The organism is Niveispirillum fermenti (assembly GCF_052474395.1).
The window spans coordinates 1,144,491-1,163,223 of record NZ_CP156681.1 but is presented as its reverse complement, the minus strand read 5'-3'; the positions used below and the strand labels follow the sequence as shown (position 1 = coordinate 1,163,223).

Annotated in this window: 15 protein-coding genes; 5 read left to right on the top strand and 10 right to left on the bottom strand. The window is 66.7% G+C overall.

The annotated features are described in order from the left end of the window. Positions 1-8: 8 nt before the first annotated feature. On the bottom strand, positions 9-809 hold the full coding sequence (locus ABC728_RS16860) for a hypothetical protein (protein ID WP_416621740.1): 801 nt from the start codon (positions 807-809) through the stop codon (positions 9-11). Continuing rightward, on the bottom strand, positions 793-1,758 hold the full coding sequence (locus ABC728_RS16855) for a 2-hydroxyacid dehydrogenase (RefSeq protein WP_416621741.1): 966 nt from the start codon (positions 1,756-1,758) through the stop codon (positions 793-795). The genes ABC728_RS16860 and ABC728_RS16855 overlap by 17 nt, the downstream gene beginning before the upstream one ends. A gap of 311 nt (positions 1,759-2,069) precedes the next feature. On the opposite strand from ABC728_RS16855, the gene lldD reads away from it, so the two are divergent. After that, a complete protein-coding gene (lldD, locus tag ABC728_RS16850; protein WP_416621742.1) occupies positions 2,070-3,200 on the top strand; it encodes an FMN-dependent L-lactate dehydrogenase LldD in 1,131 nt (376 codons plus the stop codon). A gap of 20 nt (positions 3,201-3,220) precedes the next feature. Here the strand turns inward: lldD and ABC728_RS16845 are convergent, their stop codons facing one another. Both ABC728_RS16845 and ABC728_RS16840 read right to left on the bottom strand, forming a co-directional pair. Further along, positions 3,221-4,084: a hypothetical protein gene (locus tag ABC728_RS16845; RefSeq protein WP_445376618.1), complete on the bottom strand. Its 864-nt coding sequence runs from the start codon at positions 4,082-4,084 to the stop codon at positions 3,221-3,223. Positions 4,085-4,089: 5 nt separating this feature from the next. Continuing rightward, a complete protein-coding gene (locus ABC728_RS16840) occupies positions 4,090-4,275 on the bottom strand; it encodes a hypothetical protein (RefSeq protein ID WP_445376617.1) in 186 nt (61 codons plus the stop codon). A 263-nt stretch (positions 4,276-4,538) separates the two neighbouring features. Between ABC728_RS16840 and ABC728_RS16835 the strand changes: the two genes are divergently transcribed. Next, positions 4,539-5,630, top strand: a complete 1,092-nt coding sequence (locus ABC728_RS16835; RefSeq protein WP_416621744.1) for a GNAT family N-acetyltransferase — start codon at positions 4,539-4,541, stop codon at positions 5,628-5,630. Between the two features lie 63 nt (positions 5,631-5,693). On the opposite strand, the gene ABC728_RS16830 is transcribed toward ABC728_RS16835, so the two are convergent. From ABC728_RS16830 to ABC728_RS16805, 6 genes are all read right to left on the bottom strand, one after another. Next, positions 5,694-6,599 (bottom strand): ABC transporter ATP-binding protein, encoded by a 906-nt coding sequence (locus ABC728_RS16830; protein WP_416621745.1) that lies wholly within the window; start codon positions 6,597-6,599, stop codon positions 5,694-5,696. Continuing rightward, entirely contained in the window at positions 6,596-7,486 is an 891-nt protein-coding gene (locus ABC728_RS16825; RefSeq protein ID WP_416621746.1) for an ABC transporter ATP-binding protein, read from the bottom strand. The genes ABC728_RS16830 and ABC728_RS16825 overlap by 4 nt, the downstream gene beginning before the upstream one ends. After that, positions 7,483-8,397, bottom strand: coding sequence for an ABC transporter permease (locus tag ABC728_RS16820; RefSeq protein ID WP_416621747.1), 915 nt, complete (start codon positions 8,395-8,397; stop codon positions 7,483-7,485). Before ABC728_RS16820 ends, ABC728_RS16825 begins: the two co-directional genes overlap by 4 nt. A 4-nt stretch (positions 8,398-8,401) precedes the next feature. Beyond that, positions 8,402-9,379, bottom strand: coding sequence for an ABC transporter permease (locus tag ABC728_RS16815; protein ID WP_416621748.1), 978 nt, complete (start codon positions 9,377-9,379; stop codon positions 8,402-8,404). Between the two features lie 81 nt (positions 9,380-9,460). Beyond that, on the bottom strand, positions 9,461-11,152 hold the full coding sequence (locus tag ABC728_RS16810; protein WP_416621749.1) for an ABC transporter substrate-binding protein: 1,692 nt from the start codon (positions 11,150-11,152) through the stop codon (positions 9,461-9,463). Positions 11,153-11,386: 234 nt separating this feature from the next. Next, entirely contained in the window at positions 11,387-12,415 is a 1,029-nt protein-coding gene (locus ABC728_RS16805) for a glycoside hydrolase family 3 N-terminal domain-containing protein (RefSeq protein ID WP_416621750.1), read from the bottom strand. A gap of 295 nt (positions 12,416-12,710) precedes the next feature. Between ABC728_RS16805 and ABC728_RS16800 the strand changes: the two genes are divergently transcribed. The 3 genes from ABC728_RS16800 (at position 12,711) to ABC728_RS16790 (ending at position 18,479) form a co-directional block, all read left to right on the top strand. Beyond that, on the top strand, positions 12,711-14,228 hold the full coding sequence (locus ABC728_RS16800; RefSeq protein WP_416621751.1) for a hypothetical protein: 1,518 nt from the start codon (positions 12,711-12,713) through the stop codon (positions 14,226-14,228). Positions 14,229-14,565: 337 nt separating this feature from the next. Beyond that, a complete protein-coding gene (locus tag ABC728_RS16795) occupies positions 14,566-15,501 on the top strand; it encodes an IS110 family transposase (RefSeq protein WP_445376268.1) in 936 nt (311 codons plus the stop codon). Between the two features lie 362 nt (positions 15,502-15,863). After that, complete coding sequence (locus tag ABC728_RS16790) at positions 15,864-18,479, top strand: TonB-dependent receptor (protein WP_416619556.1); 2,616 nt, start codon at positions 15,864-15,866, stop codon at positions 18,477-18,479. Positions 18,480-18,733 lie beyond the last annotated feature (254 nt).

Below are 18,733 nucleotides of genomic sequence, written 5' to 3'. Positions count from 1 at the left end.
GGCACCCGTCAGACAACCCGCCGCCTTTCATCCAGATGCAGGGTCAGATCCGCCCGGCCGGGCATTTCGGCCAGGATATGCCGGGTCAGCCGTTCATAGAACTGGATGAAGCCGGCAATCTGTTCATCGCTCATCGTCGTGTCGGTGGGCCTGCCCTCGGCCCGCATTGTGCGGCGCAGGCCTTCCTCCTGCTCGATCCGCCAGTCGCGGACGATGGCGAAGCCAGGGGCGGCCAGCATGACCAGCGCATCGATCCGACCGAACAGGCGCTGGTAATCCCCGGCCAGGGCCGCGTTCACATGGCGCCGCCAGCCCCCGTCCGCGTCGTGGGTCCGTTCCAGGTCGTTGACCGGTTCGGCCAGGGCCGTCGCGTCCTGCGGCAAGGCCCCCACGCACCAGCCCTCGAACAGGACCACATCGACCGGGCCGTCGACCAGGACCGGTTCGGCCGCCCTAGTATCGGCCGCCTTGTCGAAGCGCGGCAGCGGCACGGGCCCCGGCCGCGCCAGCCCGTCCAGCACCGCCAGCCCCAGGGCCACATCATGCGTGCCGGGCACACCGCGCGTGGCCAGCAGCGGATGAACCTCCCGGGCCCGTTCCTGCCGCTCCGCCCGGGTCAGGTAAAGGTCGTCCAGCGACAGCACGGCCACGCGCAGGCCTGCCGCCATCAGCCGGGCCGCCAGCCCGTCGGCCAGCGTGGACTTGCCGCTGCCCTGCGCACCGCAAATGCCCAGCACGAAGGGCCGCCGGGCCGTGGCCGCCATCGCCGTGCGCAGCAGGGCTTCTACCCGGTCAAGCGACGCGGTCATGCGGAACCTCCCCGGCGAAGAACCGTTCCAGATTGGCCGCCACGCGCATGCCCATGGCGATGCGGGTTTCCCGCGTGGCGCTGCCCAGATGCGGCAGCAGTACGGCGTTGGGCAGATCGACCAGGGCCGGGTTCACGGCCGGCTCCCCCTCGAACACGTCCAGGCCGGCCGCCGCGATGGTGCCATCCTTCAGGGCGGCTGCCAGATCATCCTCCTTCACCACCGATCCGCGCGCCGTGTTGACCAGAATGGATGTGGGCTTCATGCGGGCCAGCAGGCCGGCATCGACCAGATGCCGCGTCGCCGGCCCGCCGGGGCAGTGCAGCGACAGCACGTCCGATGTGGCCGCCAATTCCTCCAGGCTGCCGACATGCACGGCGTCCAGCGTCGCCTCCACGGCCGGATCGGCGCGGCGGCGGCTGTGATAGGCGATGGACAGGCCGAAGGCACGGGCCCGCGCGGCCGTGGCCTGGGCGATCCGGCCGAATCCGACCAGCCCCAGCCGCTTGCCCGCCAGCCCCTGGCCCATCAGGTGGGTGGGCCGCCAGCCCGTCCATCGCCCGGCGCGCAGTTCGCGCTCCCCCTCCCCCGCCCGGCGGCTGGCCATCAGCATCAGCAGGATGGCCAGATCGGCCGTGGCATCGGTCAGCACATCGGGCGTGTTGGTGACGATGATGCCCGCCGCCTTCGCCGCCGCAAGATCGATATGCTCGAACCCCGCCCCGTAATTGCCCAGCATCCGCAGGCGCGGGGCGGGCACGGACAGGATGGCGGCCCCGATCCGGTCGGTGACGGTGGGGCAGATGGCGTCATAGTCACCCATGGCCCGGACCAGTTCCGCTTCTGTCAGCGGCCGGTCGTCGGGATCGACAGTGACGTCGTACCGCTCGCGCAGATACGTCTCCACGGCTTCGGGCCAGCGGCGGGTGAGCAGGATCCTGGGCGGCATGAAGGCTCCGTTTGGGTGACCGGGCGAAAACCCTGGCGCCATCCGTCCCGCGCGCGGCGGTTGGGGTGGCAGGGCCGGGGGGTGGGAAGGGCGAAGGGCCAAGGATGGAGATGCTTCAATACCGGAACCGGGCCGGTCCGTCATCGTCGCATGCGTTGCCACCCTGGCAATATGAACGCAAAGCTGGCGGCGGATGGGCGCGCGGGCCGGCGCTTCGTCCGGCCTGCAACCTTTCCCGCTTTACGGCGGGCCCGATCGATATCATTGATGGCCGCTGGTCGAACACCTGAAGGGAAGCAGGAGCCGCCTGAATGATCATATCGTCCACGCTGGATTTCCGGGAGGCAGCGCGGCGCCGCCTTCCCCGTTTCCTTTTCGATTACGCCGATGGCGGCGCCTATGCGGAAGAGACGATGCGCCGCAACGTGTCCGATCTGGCCGGCATCGCCCTGCGCCAGCGCGTGTTGCGCGACGTGTCCGACATCTCGCTGAAAACGACATTGTTCGGTCAGGACATGGCCATGCCCGTGGCGCTGGGGCCGGTTGGCATTTCCGGCATGTACCGCCGGCGGGGCGAAGTGCAGGCTGCCCGCGCGGCCAATGCCGCGGGCCTCCCCTTCTGCCTGTCCACCGTGTCCATCTGTTCGCTGGCCGAGGTGGCGGGGGCCACCGGCGGGCCGTTATGGTTCCAGCTCTATGTCATCCGGGATCGCGGCTTCATGCGCGATCTGCTGGCCACGGCCAAGGCCCAGGGGGCCAGGGCGCTGGTCTTCACGGTCGACATGCCCGTGCCGGGGGCCCGCTACCGCGATGCCCATTCCGGCATGTCCGGCCCCTATGCCCCGCTGCGCCGCGTCGCGCAGGCCATGTTCAAGCCCGCCTGGGCCTGGGATGTCGGCCTGGCCGGCCGCCCCCACCGGCTGGGCAACCTGGAACCCGTGCTGGGCCGCAAGAGCGGCATGAACGATTACATGGGCTGGCTGGCATCGAACTTCGATCCGTCCATCTGCTGGTCCGATCTGGAATGGATCCGCCAGGGCTGGGACGGCCCGCTGATCATCAAGGGCATCCTGGACCCCGAGGATGCGAGGGCCGCGGCCGGGATCGGGGCCGACGGCATCGTCGTGTCCAACCATGGCGGCCGCCAGCTCGACGGCGTGCTGTCCTCGGCCCGCGCCCTGCCTTCCATTGCCGACGCCGTAGGCGACCGGCTGACCATCCTGGCCGATGGCGGCGTGCGCTCCGGCCTGGATGTGGTGCGCATGCTGGCGCTGGGGGCCAGGGGCGTGCTGCTGGGCCGCGCCTGGGTCTATGCCCTGGCGGCGCGCGGCGGGGCCGGCGTCTCGCTGCTGCTCGACCTGATGGCCCGGGAAATGAAGGTCGCCATGGCGCTGACCGGCACACGCAGCCTGGCGGAGATCGACCGGTCGATCCTGGCATGAAGCGTGTTTCAGGGTCGGGGTCAGGCGTCGTTGGCGGCGGATGTGTCCGTGCCATGGACCGGTTCATGGTCGGGAAACCGTTCCGACAGGGCACCGACGGCAGGCGGGCAGGTGCCCCGGTCCGTCACGAAACCGTCGATCAGCGACAGGGGCAGGATGTCCAGGCCCGGCACCGGCGCCATGGTCAGCCCCTGCCAGTTGATGGCGGCGGCCGGCAGGCAGACATGGACGGGAATGCCGCCGGCCCGCGCCAGCCGGACAAGGCCGCCCATGCCGGCCGGCACCAGGCTGTCACCACGCGGAACGGCGCGCAGGGCCGCCACCAGGACCCGTTCCACCACCTGCCGCCGGATCAGGTCGGCCGCCCCTTCCATGTCGCAGGGACTGTGCGGGATGCCGGCCTCCACCATCTCCCAGGCGGCAAGCGGGCCGATGGTGACGACATGCGGCGGGGCCACATCCTCGCCCAGCACGCCGCCCGTGGCCTGGCGCAGATCCACCTGTTCCTGCGCCAGGAACAGGCCCGCCGACGCGGTTCCCCAGCCCACGCCCGACAGCCAGCCCGGTTCCGACAGCAGCAGCACCGTCTGGGGCAGTCCGCCGCCCCCGCCCGCCCCGATGCGGCGCAGCAGGCCCATGGCATGGCGCCCGATGGCCAGGTTGGCGGCCAGATCTTCCATGGCGATGGCATTGGCTTCGTCATAGGCGCGCACCGACCGGTCGGCAGGCGGCGTCACGTCCAGCACCTCCCGCATCCGGTCCAGCACGCCGCGCAGGCGGGGGCAGCGCGGGTCCAGGGCAGCCAGGGCATGCCAGGCCGTCATCACGGGCACCATGTCCGGGTCACGCCGCGCCGCCAGGGCCAATGCATAGGCGGCGGCCACGGCGATCAGCCCCGGTCCCTGCAGGCTTCCCCCGACATGGCCGACAGCACATCCCCCGGCGAGCAGAGCCGCCGCGTCACCCATTCCGCCGGCAGCCGGGCCTGATCGACCACCTCCACGCTCCAACCATCATCCGCCAGCCATATCGACTGGTGCCGCATGTAGCGCCGGGATGCTGGTTCTGTCGGCATGGAAATCCTGAAGGCCAAAATTTCGGCCACCATGGCGCGCCGGTACTCCACGGGTCAAGCCGAACAGTCGGTGCATGACGAAAGTCATGCGGGCGACGGCCGGGCAGGGAAACGGGCATCCTTGCGGGGTTGGATCGGACCGGACAAAGGCGTAATACCGGGTTGCGACCGCCCCCGCCCCCCTTGCGTGCGACCCGCCGAGTGCCGCCGCAGGCATGGAAGGGGCCGGTCAGGTACAGGACACAAGGGCATGTTCGTCTGAAATGAAGCTGCAAGCACAGGTCATCAACACCCAGGCCGGTCTGGAAGCGATCCGGACGGACTGGCAGCATTTCGTCGGCGGACTGGCCGATAATGCGCTGGTCTATGCAAGCTGGGACTATATCCACGCCTATCTGTCCTTTCAGAACCAGCCCGGCTGGCTGATCGTGGTTTTCCGGGAGGCGGAAAGCGGGGCGATCGTGGCGATCCATCCGCTGACCCTGTATCAGGTCACGGTCGAGGGCCGGACCTTCCGTGCCTGCCGCCCCATCGGCGTCGCCTATCTTCCCTTCATGGAATTTCCCCTGCGCATGACCGCTGGCGCGGCGGTCACCCGCTCGCTGGTGCAGGAGGTTTTGTTCCGGGCCCTGGGGGTGGAAATCGTTTTCCTGGGTCCGCTGCAATCCACATCCCCCACCTATGTCGCCCTGCTGGAGACCATGCCGGCGGCGCAGATGAAGGTGTTGAGCATCACCTCCTACAGCCATATCGATGGCCGGGCGCAAAGCTTCCAGGATTATTGCCGCGGCCGGAAGACATCCACCATCCGGGATGCCGAACGGTGCGAGCGGCGCCTGCGCGAGGCGGGCCGGCTGGATTATCACGCGCCGGACATGACAGAGGACCCGGCCGGCCTGGCCCGCCGGCTATGCGCCCTCAGCGAGGGGCGGTTCAGCGGTAACCATCTCTATGCGACCCGGCCCGAATGGCGTGAATTGCTGCCCCACCTGATGACGCGCCTGCAGCCGGCCGGCATGATGGAGGCGTGCAGCCTGCGCCTGGATGGGCGAGCCATCGCGCTTTGCGTGAATTTCCGGCACAAGGGGCGGCACAGCTACCATATGGCGGCCTTCGACCCTGCCTATGCCCGTTTCTCCCCATCCAAGGTGCTGATGGCGCACCTGATCCGGCGCGCCTTCGCGGAACGCGCGCTGTTCTGCTTCGGCGGCGGCATCTATGATTACAAGGAGGACTGGTGCCATACGGTGGGCGACGCGCGCGTGCCCGTGCTGTTCGCCGATGAAGGGGTGCGCGCCGCCGTCGAGCCGCTGCTGACGATGCAGCTTCTCAGCCAGTTCATCGGGCGCCAGTGACCGGCTTCAGTGACAGGCGCCAATGACGGACGCCCGCACGGGACAAGCGCCAGGAATGGGCCATCACGCCGCCTGCCGCACCCAATGGCCGGGCGACACCTCCCACAGCGTACCGGGTGCCTGGATGCTTTCACGGACCTGTGCCGCCAGGGGGGCCAGGCTATGGCCGGCCCCGAACGGGCAGTCCACCTCCGGCACGGCCGCCAGCAGCAGGCGGGTATAAGGGTGGCGGGGATTGTCGATCACCTGGGCCGTGGGGCCGCGTTCCACGATGCGGCCGCGGAAGATCACAGCCGTTTCCTCCGCCACATAGCGGGCCGTGGCGATGTCGTGGGTGATGAAGAGCATGGCGATGCCGCGTTCCCGCTTCAGGTCGCGGAACGTGTCCAGCACCGACAGGCGGATGGACACGTCCAGCATGGATGTCGGCTCGTCGGCGATGATCACCGACGGGTTCACGGCCAGCGCCCGGGCCAGGTTGACGCGCTGGCGCTGGCCGCCGCTCATCTCATGCGGGAATTTACGCAGGGTGGCGGCCGGGTCCAGGTCCACGGCGCGCAGCAGGCCGGCCACCGCCGCCCGCCTGCCGGCCGCGTCCAGGTCCGGCCGGTGCAGGGCCAGCGGCCTGGACAGGTGATGGCCGACGTCATGGGCGGGGTTCAGCGCCGCGAACGGGTCCTGGAACACCATCTGCACGGCCGAGCGGTAGGCCAGCAGCGCCTTGCGCCCCGACAGGCGGGTGACCTCCCGCCCGGCATGGAAGATATGGCCGCCCGTTGCCGTCAGCACATGGGTCAGAAGCTTGGCGCAGGTGCTTTTCCCCGATCCGCTTTCCCCCACCAGCGCCAGGGCACGGCCGGGATAAAGTGCCAGGTCCGCCCCGTCCAGGGCCGTGAAGGAGCCAAAGCGCATGGTCAGGCCGCGCGTTTCCAGCACGGGCGCGGTCCCCGGTTCGGGCAGGCCGTTCATGGCATCGTCTCCTTGGTGCCGGCCGGGGGCATACCGGCCGGGGATGTGCCGGGCCGGGGGTGCAGCGGCGGGATGGAGGCCCAGAGCCGGGCCGTATATTCCTGCCGCGGCGCCTGGATCATGGCCTGCGGCGTCGACAGTTCGATCAGCTCGCCCCGCAGCATGACCCCGACCCGGTCGCAGAACTGGCTCATCAATGCCAGGTCGTGGGTGATGAACAGGACGGCGAAGCCCAGCCGGTGGCGAAGGGCCGCCACCTCCTCCAGCAGTTCCCGCTGCACCACCACGTCCAGCGCCGTGGTCGGCTCGTCCATCACCACCAGCCGGGGCCGCAGCGCCAGCGCCATGGCGATGACGATGCGCTGGCGCATGCCGCCGGAGAACTGGTGCGGATAATCATCCATACGGTCCGCGCCGATGCCGACCATGCCCAGCAGGTCGGCCGTGCGGTCCCTGATCTCCGCCCTGTCCCGGCACCCGTGCGCCCTGAACATGTCGGCGAACTGGGCCGACACCCGCAGCACGGGGTTCAGCGCGTTCATGGCGCTTTGCAGCACGACGGACAGGTCGCGCCAGCGCCACGCCCGCAAGGCCCTGTCGTCCAGCGCCAGCACATCGGTGCCGGCAAGATGGATGGACCCGCCGGTGATGAAGGCCGGCGGCCGGTGCAGGCGCGCGATGGCGAAGGCCACCGTGCTTTTGCCGGAACCGGATTCTCCAGCCAGACCAAGCACTTCGCCGGGCATAACGTCGAAATTGACGTTTTTGACGGCGCGGACCAGCCCGTTCGGCGTGGCGTAATCGACACACAGATCGCGCACCCGCAGAACGGGGGGAACGGCGGTGCCGGGATCGACGGGGGCCATGGGATGGATGGCATCATTCATGTCCGCCCCCCTTCGCCGGTGCCCTGAAGGGCATGGCTGCGTTTCAGCCCGGCCAGCACCCCCGCCGGCACGCGCAGGGTGCGCAGGCGGGGGTTGGCGATCTCGTCCACGGCGAAATTCACCAGCGACAGGCCCGACCCGAAGATCACCAGCGCCAGACAGGGGGCGGCCATTTCCCACCAGGCCCCGACCTGCAGGGCAGAGGTGGATTGAGCATGATAAAGCATGGTGCCCCAGGACACGACCATCGGGTCCCCCAGCCCCAGGAATTCCAGCGTCGCCTCCGTGATGACGGCATAGAGGACGGAACCGATGAAGTTGAAGCCGATGATGGAGACGAGGTTGGGCAGCAGTTCGGCCATGATGATGCGCCAGGCCGGCTCGCCCAGCATCTCCGCCGCCAGGATATAGTCGCGCTGGCGCAGCGACAGGGTCTGGGCGCGCGTGACGCGCGCGCCCCAGCCCCAGCTTGTCAGCCCGATGATGGTGGCGATGACGAAGGGGCCCGTCTGGCCGATGAAGGCGGCCAGCACCAGCATCAGCGGCAGGTTGGGGATCACCAGCGAGATGTTGGTGAACAGGTTCAGCACCTCGTCCACCTTGCCGCCGAAATAGCCGGCGGTGACACCCACCGCCGTGCCGATGACGGTCACCAGCAGCCCGGCGGCGAACCCCACCAGCAGGCTGGTCTGCGTGCCGTGGATGGTCTGGGACAGCACGTCGCGGCCCATGCGGGTGGCGCCCATCACATGGTCCGCGCCGGGCGGCTCGTGCGGGGTGGCCACGCGCTGGTTGATGTCGAACGGGGCGATCAGCGGGGCCGCCAGCGCCAGCACGACGAAGGCCAGCACGATGGCGGCACCGATGGCCGCCTTGCGGTTGGCAAGCAGGGTTTGCAGCAGGCCGCGCATGGGCTCACCCCTTCCTGAGACGCGGGTCGAGCGCGACGTAAAGCACGTCGGCGATGAAATTGGCCGTCAGCATGGCCAGCGTCATGATCAGCAACTGGCCCTGGATCAGCGGATAATCGCGGGCCATGATCCCCTGGAACAGGGTGTAGCCCAGGCCCGGATAGTTGAAGACCACCTCTGTCACCAGCGCCCCGCCGAAGGCCGCCCCCAGCGTCATGGCAAAGCTGGTCACCGTGGGCAGAAGCGCGTTGCGGGCGGCATAGGCCATGCGCAGCCGCCGGTCGGACAGGCCCTTGGCCGTGCCCAGCACGATGTAATCCTCGCCCAGCAGATTGATCATGCTGTTGCGCATCGTGATCAGGTAGCCGCCGACCTGGGCCAGCGCCATGGTCACGATGGGCAGGAAGGCATGCTGGGCGACCGACCCGATGAAGGCCAGGCTGAAGCCCGGATCGATCTCCGGCGCGTAGGCATAGCCCGTGGGGAACACCGGCCAGTGGATGGCGAACAGGAACAGGGCCAGCAGCGAGGTGACCAGCGGCGGCATGGCCTGCATCATCAGCGCCAGCGGCGCGCCGACGCTGTCGAACCGCCCGCCGCGCCGCCAGGCGGCCAGGATGCCGGCCAGCGACCCGATGGTGAAGGCGATCAGCGACGAGGTCAGCACCAGCATCAGCGTCCAGGGCAGGGCGCGCCACAGCACCTCGTTCACCGTCAGCGGGTGGAACTTCACCGAGAGGCCCAGGTCCCAGGTGAAGACGCTTTTCAGATAGGCCAGGAACTGTGCCGGCCAGGGCTGGTCGATGAAGCCGAAGGTCTCCTTCAGCGCGGTCAGGGCTTCCGGCGGCAGGGTGCCGCCCGCCTGGGCGAACATGATGTCGACCGGATTGCCGGGCATCAGGCGCGGGATCAGGAAATTGAACGTCGCGGCGACGATGAAGGCGGCGACATAGAATCCGATCCGGCGGAGAAGGAAGGCCATGGTTGGTCCTCTCCCGAAACCGAAGATAGGCGATGAGGGCGGATGTCAGGGGTTCGGCGGCGGGCGGACGGCCCGGCCGGATCAGTCGCTGCGGTCCACGGGCTCCAGTGCCAGCAGGTGCAGCAGCCTTTCCGGCGTGCCGTCGAACACGTCGGGCCGGGCCACCGGATTGTCGGCGTTGAACCAGCCCCTGAAACGCTTCGTATTGTATTCGTACCAGATCGGGTTGCTGAACAGCGGCACATAGGGGGTGTTGGCCGCCAGGATCATCTGCACCTTGTCCATGGCCCGGCGCTGTTCGGCCGGGTCGATGGTGGCGACGAAGGCGTCCAGTGCCGCGTTCAGTTCCGGATCAATGAAGCGGGTCGGCGCGCTGCGCGTCTTGCCGGCGAAGCGGGAATGGAAGCCGGTGTCGAAGGAGCGGTGCGGCGTCTCGCCCGTGAAATAGCCGTTGATGGCCATGTCATAGTCGCCGGTGATCAGTTTCTGCGCCCAGCTTGCCGGCTCAGGCGTGGACACGCGGGCGTCGATGCCGATGGCGTTCAGCCCCTCCGCCACGAGTTGCGAGCTGTTCACCCAGTCGGTCCAGCCGTTGGGTGCCAGGATGTCGAAGCGGATCGGCTTGCCGTCCGGCGTTTCGATATAGCCATCGCCATTCACGTCGCGAAAGCCGCTTTCGGCCAGCAGGGCGCGGGCGCCGTCCTTGTCATATTTGGCATATCGGCCGAACTGCCGTTCAGCATCCTGGTTCACCCAGTCCTGATAGAGCCGGCCCAGCCCCGAGGCATATTCGTTGACGATGGGATAGCCGTAGCCCGCGATGTCCACGATGGCGCGGCGGTCCACGGCCATGCTGACGGCGCGGCGGAAATTCACGTTGCGGAAGGCGGCCCGGTTGCCGGCCGCACCCGCATCGAAATTGATGTTCACGGCCACCGTGCCGCCGGGCGGGAACCAGTAGCGGTGATGCACCGGGTCGGCCGCGACATAGGTCCGCTCGATATCGGGCATGAAGGCGCCGAACCAGTCCAGCTTGCCATTGCGCGCAGCGGCCAGAAGCTGTTCGTTGTTCCCGATCTGCGGAAAGGACATGCAGTCGATCCGCAGGCTGGCCGCATCCCAGTAATGCGGGTTGCGGCACTGGACATAAAGCTGGTTGGTGAAGCGCCGGACCTGCGTCATGGGACCGGTGCCCACCGGGTCCGGATTGGTGAAGGTGACGGGGTCCGCCACCTTGGACCAGACATGGCGCGGCACGACGGGGATGCGGGCCAGCTCGTAAAGGCTGTTGGCGTTCACGCGCTTCAGCGTGAAGACCACGGTATGGTCGTCCGGCGCCTCCACGGCCGCCAGCCGTTCCCAGATGTCCAGCGTGTCCAGCGCCTTGTGCCGCCTCAGCATCTCATAGGTGAAGACGATGTCGGCGGCCGTGAAGGGCTGGCCGTCGGACCATTGCACGCCATCGCGCAGGGTGAAGGTCAGCCGCAGCAGGTCCTTGGAGAAATCATAGCCCGTCGCCAGACGGTAATGCGGGCGGCCATTATGCAGGGTGTTGAAGATGATCAGCGGCTCATAGGCGAATTCACGCGCACTGTAGAGCCGGGTCGTCTCGTTGTAGGGGTTGAAGTTGCGCACCCAGCCCGTGGAGAAATTGGCCACCACCGTGATGGTGGACGGATTTTCCAGCGGTGCCGCCTGGGCCAGCACCGGCACCGGTGCCGCCATGGCCGGCAGCAGGGCCGCAAGCGCGGCAAGGTTGCGCACAATCTTCATCCCGTACTTCCCTGTCATGCCGGCCGGCGCCTTGCTGGCTTGTCTGGCCTGATCCGTGGCCCCGACTGTCGGGCAGACATACCCGGCAGTGCTACACCCAACTTCGTTGATTTCGTCGTTCACCGCCATTATCGGCAGGTTTTTGACTGTAGAAGGACGGATAATTACCCCGTCGCCACTGCGCCTGAACAATCCCGTCCATGCGGGGAACAGCTCCCGGGGTGGTCCGCCCGGTCAGGCCGCCTCCAGCAGCATCCGGATTTCAAGCAACGTCGCCTCCACATCCACCATGGCGCCGGCCGGTGGCAGCGGGCGGGCCAGGCGCGCCGCCGCCGCGTGGCCCAGGGGCTTCACCGCCGCCGCGATGGGGATCCATTCATCCACATCCCCATGACTGGACAGCACGATGTCCACGCCTGCCCCCTGCACCGCGGCGGCGCGTTCAGCCAGCGTTCCGCCCAGGCTTTCCATATAGATGCAGTCGGAGATCAGGACGCCGTCAAATCCGATGCGCTCGCGGATGATCGTCTGCACCACATCGCGGGAAATGCTGGCCGGGTTGGCCGCATCCACCGCGCTGTAGACCACGTGGGCCACCATGGCCCAGGGGGCCGTGCGGTTCAGGCGCGCGAACGGCAGGAAGTCGGTGCAGTCCAGCATGTCCAGGCCGGTATCCACGACGGGCCTGTCCTTGTGGCTGTCCACCAGGGCACGGCCATGGCCGGGAATATGCTTAATGATGGGCGTGACACCGACCGACGCCATGCCGTCCATGAAGGCCCGGGCCAGGACGGTCACCACCTCCGGGTCTGTCCCGAAGGCCCGCTCACCGATCACCGGGTCGGCCCCGGCCACGGGCACGTCGGCCAGCGGCGCACAATCGACCGTCACCCCATGCCGGCGCAGCAGCGTGCCGATGGCCGCGCCGTTCAGGCGCGCCGCGCGCAGCCCCGCCAGCGCATCCCCGGCGTAAAGCCGGCCAAAGGCGGCCGGTGCCGGAAAGGCCGGCCAGACCGGCGGTTCCATGCGCTGATGCTCCCCGCCTTCGAAATCGATCAGGACGGGGGCGTCGGTGCGGCCCACGGCATCGCGGAAATCCCCGCACAGACGGCGCACCTGATCGGGGCTTTCGCAATTCCGCTTGAACAGGATCAGGCCCAGCGGGTCGGCATCGCGGAAGAACGCCCGCTGATCGGCCGACAGGACGGGATCGGGTGTGCCGAAAATGACGGCCAGCGGCCGCGACGGGGCGGAATGTGCCATGATGCCTTCGCCTTGGAAGTGGGAACTCCGGATGGCAGGGGGTATTGAGCCGCGACTGTTGCGCGAATGCCTTGCCGGGGCGAAAGCCTTGATCCGGGCCGCGGAACGGTTCAAGCGCTCCTTGCCGGATCAACGATATTGACGGTATGGTGGCACCCGTCTGCGGGGATTATCATGGATAGTTCCGGTTGCGCCGATTGAAACCATAACAGCACCGCACGCGCCCATGACAGCACCACAGGCGCAGTGCGGAAAGGCGCATGAAAAGACGGCATGGGGGCAAGGGAAGGTGGGATTGTCCAGACCGGATGTAATCGCAGCCCTGAAACGTGGCGGCCCCCTTGTCCTGGTGCTGGTCCTGTCGCTGTTCTTCCTGTCCGTGGCCGTGGATGACACGGTCGATATTCAGGTCGACAATGCCGGCCGCGCCGTTGAACGCGAGTTGGACACGCTGGTCCGCAATGTACGCGACCAAAGCTCCGCCTTCGCGTCAACCAGTTTCATCGGCTATTCGGTGGGGCGTTATTACGGCTTCGCCTCGGCGTTTCAGCAGATCTCCCCCGATCCGGAACGCGCCGCGGCCCTGCTGCGCTCCACCTATCCGCCGGGCGATGCGTCCCCCGCCGACATGCCGGCGGCGATGACGCCCTATGCCGCCGTGCATGACCGTTTTCACGCCAGCTTCCGCGACCTGCTATCCTCCACCGTCTTCGATGATCTCTACCTGATCGACCGGTTCGGCCGCGTCGTCTACAGCCTGCGCAAGGATGCGTCCTTCGGTGTCGACCTGTCGGCCCCGCGGCAGCGCGACGGCGCGCTGGGCACGCTGTTCCGTGAGGTGATGGCCCGCATCCAGCAGGCGCCGGTGGCCGAACAGGTGATGGTGCTGACCCAGCCGCTACCGCTCGACCCGTCGCACGGGATGCTGCTGGGCCGGCCCGTGGTGCGCCACGGCACGGTGGAAGGCGTCGTCATCTTCCGCATGCCCGTCGCACGGGTGCAGGAACGGCTGGCCCTGCTGGCACAGCCCGGCATCGGCTTCGCGCTGCTGGACCCCGCCGGCAACATGGTGACCACCGCCCCCGCCGCCACAGAGATGAAGGGCTGGACGCGGCAGGAACCGGCGGGACTGCCCGACAGCGGCTGGCGCTATGTGCTGTTGACGGATACCGCGACGCTGGCCGGCGGGCTGAACTATGTGAAATGGCTGTTGCTGCTGGCCGGGGCCGGGGCTGTCCTGCTGTTCCTGCGCGCCTTGCGGGCCGACCCCTCGCCGGCCCGCCGGCCCGGCGGCGCTGCCGGGCCGGCGGTCACGCTGCCCATCGGGCCATCGGCCCCACTGGACGTGGCGCCGCCCCTTTCCATGCCAGTCCCGGCGCCGGAACCGGACCCCATGTCCGATGCCGGCACGGCGGAGGATGGCGACCCCCACGACCATGGCAGCCACGAGCATGGAGATGAAGCGGAACCCGCCGCCGCCCTGGACACCGATGAGGATTACCGGCGGTGTCTGGTCGATGTCATGACGCTGGCGCTGGATTACTGGCAGAAGGCCAAGCGCAAGGGGAAGATCGAACTGGCGGAGGAAAGCGGGCTCTGGCGCGTCTATATGGACCGGTCTTCGCTTCAGACACGCACACTGGACAAGTATCTGCTGGTGGAAACCCTGCCGCGCAATCCCCGCTGGCGCGACGTGGTGCGCACGGCCGAATATGTCCTGCGCCATTGCGGCGATCCCCCGGCAGAGCGCGAGGCGCTGGCCGCGGCGCTGGGCCGGCTGAAACAGCATCTGCGCCAGGCCGAACGGGTCTGAAACCCCGTCTGCCGGCCGATCGGCCCCATCGATCAGCCCGCATCGGCCGCCGGTTCCCTGCATCCACCGCCCCTTGTCACCGGTTAATAAGTCCCGGCGATCGCAACCGATCACCGGCCTCACTCGCCGGCGCCCACATCCGTGGGCTTGTGTTTTCGAAATGTCAGTAAGATGTGTGATCGCCGGCCGGGGCATGCCCCGGCCGGCGATCCGTCCGGAAGACCGCTCCGTGGAAAGGTAGATCATACACCGTAGCCAAGCATGGTTCTCCGGTCGGCCCCTTCATTGACCCGAACAGTTGCTGGGGTTGCAGCCCCGTACGTGCAAGGCAGGGAGTATGAAGATGGCACAACAGGACTTTATCATCGCCCTGGACGTCAGCAAGGCCCGTCTGGACGGGTTGGATGCCGAGACAGGAGAGGCTTTCCAAGTCGAGAATGCCGAGGCTGGTTACAGTCTCCTTCGGCGACGGTGTGGCAAGCGCGCCGTGCAGGTCGTCCTGGAAGCCAGTGGTGGCTATGAGCGGCCGGTCATGGAGGCTTTATCGAAAGCCGGCATTCCCGTCCGCCTCGTCGATCCTCGCAAGGTCCGGCATTTTGCCAGGGCGCATGGACGCTGGGCCAAGAATGACCGGCTGGATGCCCGGATGATCGCCGCCTATGCCCAGGCGATCCCCGGAGCCGCCTACCAACCCGATCCGGAACGGGAGGTCCTGGCGGAACTGGCCACCTACCGGCGCCAGTTGCTCGACGAGCAGACCATGGTCAGGAACCAGGCCCAGACCCTGGCGGATCCGGAACTGCGCCGCTTGGCCAAGCGGCGCCTGGATGCCATCGCCCTGCTGATCCTGCGCCTCGACAAGCGCATTGCCGAGCAGATCGCGGCATCCAAAACCTTGAAGGTCAACGACAACCTGCTCCAGTCCATTCCTGCTGTCGGGCCGGTGCTGGCGGCCACCCTGCTGGCCCATATGCCGGAGTTGGGCACACTGACACGACATCAGGTCGCCGCCCTGGCCGGCGTTGCCCCGATGGATAACCAGAGCGGCAAACGCGATGGCCCGCGCAGCATCTACGGTGGAAGGCCCGTTGTCCGAACCGTCCTTTACATGGCTGCCGTCGTCGCCAGTCGGCGAAATCCACCCTTGGCCGCCTTCTATAAAAAACTCATCGCCGCTGGAAAGAAGCCAAAGGTTGCCCTCGTTGCCATCATGCGAAAGATCGTCGTCCTCGCCAATGCCATCATCCGCGATCAGAGAACTTACGCCGCATGAAAACAGTTGCTTGGCGACGCCGCATGTGCGGCGCGGCGGCGGTCGCCGCCGTACCAGATCCCGGTGAGTTGCTCTCACCGGGATCTGGTATAAGGTCACCGGTTAAGGAAAATGACGGCCGACTCCAATAGAGACAATGTAATGTTACAGTTCCAACCCATATTCGGAAACAAAATTCCGTCTTTTTCCGTCATTTTCGGCGTTCTGCCGGAACCAGCCTTTCGGAAATCCCGCATTCCGCTTTCCTGAAGCCCGCCAGCCGGGACGGACCCGCAAGCGTTCGGGCCACCCGCAACGGAAATGTGTCAGCGGCAACGCAAAGACACACCAAGGGGAACAGGGCTTACGAGGAGGCACAGGTCATGCAGTTCAAGAAAATGCTCATGCGCGGCACGGTCAGCGCGATCGCCATGATGGCGGTCGCCGCGACGGCCCAGGCGCAGGGCGCGCCGGCATCGCAGGACACACTGGACGAGATCGTCGTCACGGGCATCCGCGCCAGCCTGGTGCAGTCGCTGAACACCAAGCGTTTCGCCGACGCCATCGTCGATGCCATCTCAGCGGAGGATATCGGCAAGTTCCCCGACAAGAACGTCGCCGAGTCCCTGTCGCATCTGCCCGGCGTGCAGGTCGACCGCGATTTCGGCGAGGGCGAGCGCGTGGCCATCCGCGGCACCGATCCGGCGCTCAACCGCACCCTGCTGAACGGGCAGACGGTGGCATCGACCGACTGGTTCATCCTGGATGCACCGGGCCGCACCTTCAACTATGCCATGCTGGCGCCCGAGGTTGTCGGGCAGCTGGAAGTGTACAAGTCGCCGGAGGCGCGCATCGACGAGGGGTCGATCGGCGGCACCGTCATCCTGCATACCCGCCGTCCGCTGGACCTGGACCCGCTGACCCTGAACGCCTCGCTGGAATATGGCTACAATGACCGGTCGGAGAAGGGATCGCCGAACGCCTCGGGCCTGATTTCCTGGGCCAATGAGGCATCGACCTTCGGCATCCTGGCATCGGTCACCCACCAGGAACAGAAGATCCGCCGCGACGGCTTCGAAAGCCTGGGCTATCCCACGGTGACACTGCCCGACGGCTCCACGGCCATCATGCCGAACGTGATCAATTCGGCCCTGTTCGAACAGAAGCGCGAGCGCACGGGCGGCACGCTGGCCATCCAGGCCAGGCCCAGCGACAATCTGGAAATCAACGCCACCGGCCTTTACGTCAAGGGCACCTACGACAACCTCAACCAGAGCCGGTACTATTTCAACAATTTCCGGGGGACGCCCAACAATCCCGTCGTGCGGGATGGTGTGGTCGTCGGCGGTTCCTACAGCAATGCCGGTACCGACACCGCAGGCCTGATGCTGCTGGACGCCATCGCGCGTGAAAGCACCATCGAGACCTATGCCGCCGACCTGAAGCTGGACTATACGGGTGACATGCTGAAGGCCAGCTTCCAGGGCGGCTACACCAAGTCCACGGGCGGCACCAAGCAGCAATATTTCGGAGAGTTCGAGCAACTCACCGGCTACAGCTTCGATATTTCCGGCGCCAACGGTCTGGCCGCGGTCACACCGCAAATTCCGTCCACCAGCAACCAGGCGACGACGCTGGGCTTTGCCCAGTTGCGTCAGCAGCCGACGTCCGATGAAGAGACCTATGCCCAAGCCGACTTCACGCGCGATGTCGAATGGGGCCTCTTGTCGGCGATACGGTTCGGTGCCAAGTACCGCACCCACGAGACGACCCAGGATGCCAGACTGCGTCGGGTCAACGGTGCCGCCACGCCGGTGGACGGCTTCGTCGGCGGCAGCACGCCGTCAGGCTATCTGGACGGCATCAATGTCAACGACACGATGAAGAACTGGAACACCATCAGCGCGGACAAGCTGAAGGACTGGTTCATGGGCCGACCCGCGGCCGGATATGTCGATGCCAGCTATTTCGACTATCTGCCGTCGCAGTTCGCCGTGTCGGAGGATATCTGGGCCGCCTATACGCAACTCAATTTCCAGACCGAGGGCTTCCGTGGCAATGCCGGCCTGCGCTACGTCCATACCGATCAGACTTCGCAAGGACGGCGTGACACGCTGGGCGGCCAGTTCGGCCCGCCCATCGTTCCGGAGACCCAGATTGAACTGATAAAGCTGAAGAAGTCCTATGACGACTTCCTGCCCAGCATCAACCTGACCTTCGATCTGGACAGCAGCACGGTGCTGCGCCTGTCCGGGTCGCGTGTGCTGGCCCGTGCCAACTATGCCGATCTGTCGACCTTCCTGGAAACCAACAACACGCTGCGCACGGCCAATGGCGGCAACCCGGACCTGGACCCGTACCGCGCCAACGCCTTCGATGCCTCGATCGAATATTATCTCGACAAGGTGTCGCTGGTGTCGGCGACCGTGTTCTACAAGGACATCGCCAACTACATCTACCGCGCCACCAGCACGGAGATGCTGATCAACACCGACACCAACCCGCTGACCAATCCGGGTGGCACCACGGTTCCGCAGCCGTTCGAGGTCAGCCGGCCGCGCAATGGCGGGTCGGCGGAGATCAAGGGCTTCGAACTGGCCTATCGCGGTGATGTGTACGGGAATTTTGGCGTCGAAGCCTCCTACACCTTCGCCGACAGCGAGACGGCCGATGCCTCGGTGGCCCTGCCGTTCAGTTCGAAGCATTCCTTCACGCTGACGCCCTATTACGAGGACGACCTGATCAGCGCGCGGGTGACCTACAGCTACCGCTCCAAGTATTTCCGCGAGGTCAACCGGGCCACGGCGGTGATCAATGACAGCTATAACCAGCTGGACGCCTCGCTGACCTTCAACCTGACCGAACAGATCGCCTTGACGGCCCAGGCGCAGAACCTGCTGGACGAAACGCAGTACCAGTATGTCGGCAACCGGGATGTCCCGTTTGCCGCCTACAAGAATGGTCGCCGCTTCTTCGGCGGGGTCCGCTTCTCCTACTGATACTATTTTGCGATGATCAGAACCAATTAAGGTTCTGATCATCGCCCTCAATCGCCGGCGCCAACATTCGTTGGCTCGGGCGCGCCGCATGAGCGGTGCTGTGGCAGTCACCGCCGGACCAACTTGCGATGAGTTCCACTCATCGCAAGTTGGTATGACCGGGGCTTTTTCTCCCCTTGTACCAGATCCCGGTGAGTTGCACTCACCAGGATCTGGTATTGTCGAGGCATCTCCCGAACTGCCCGGCCGTCCAT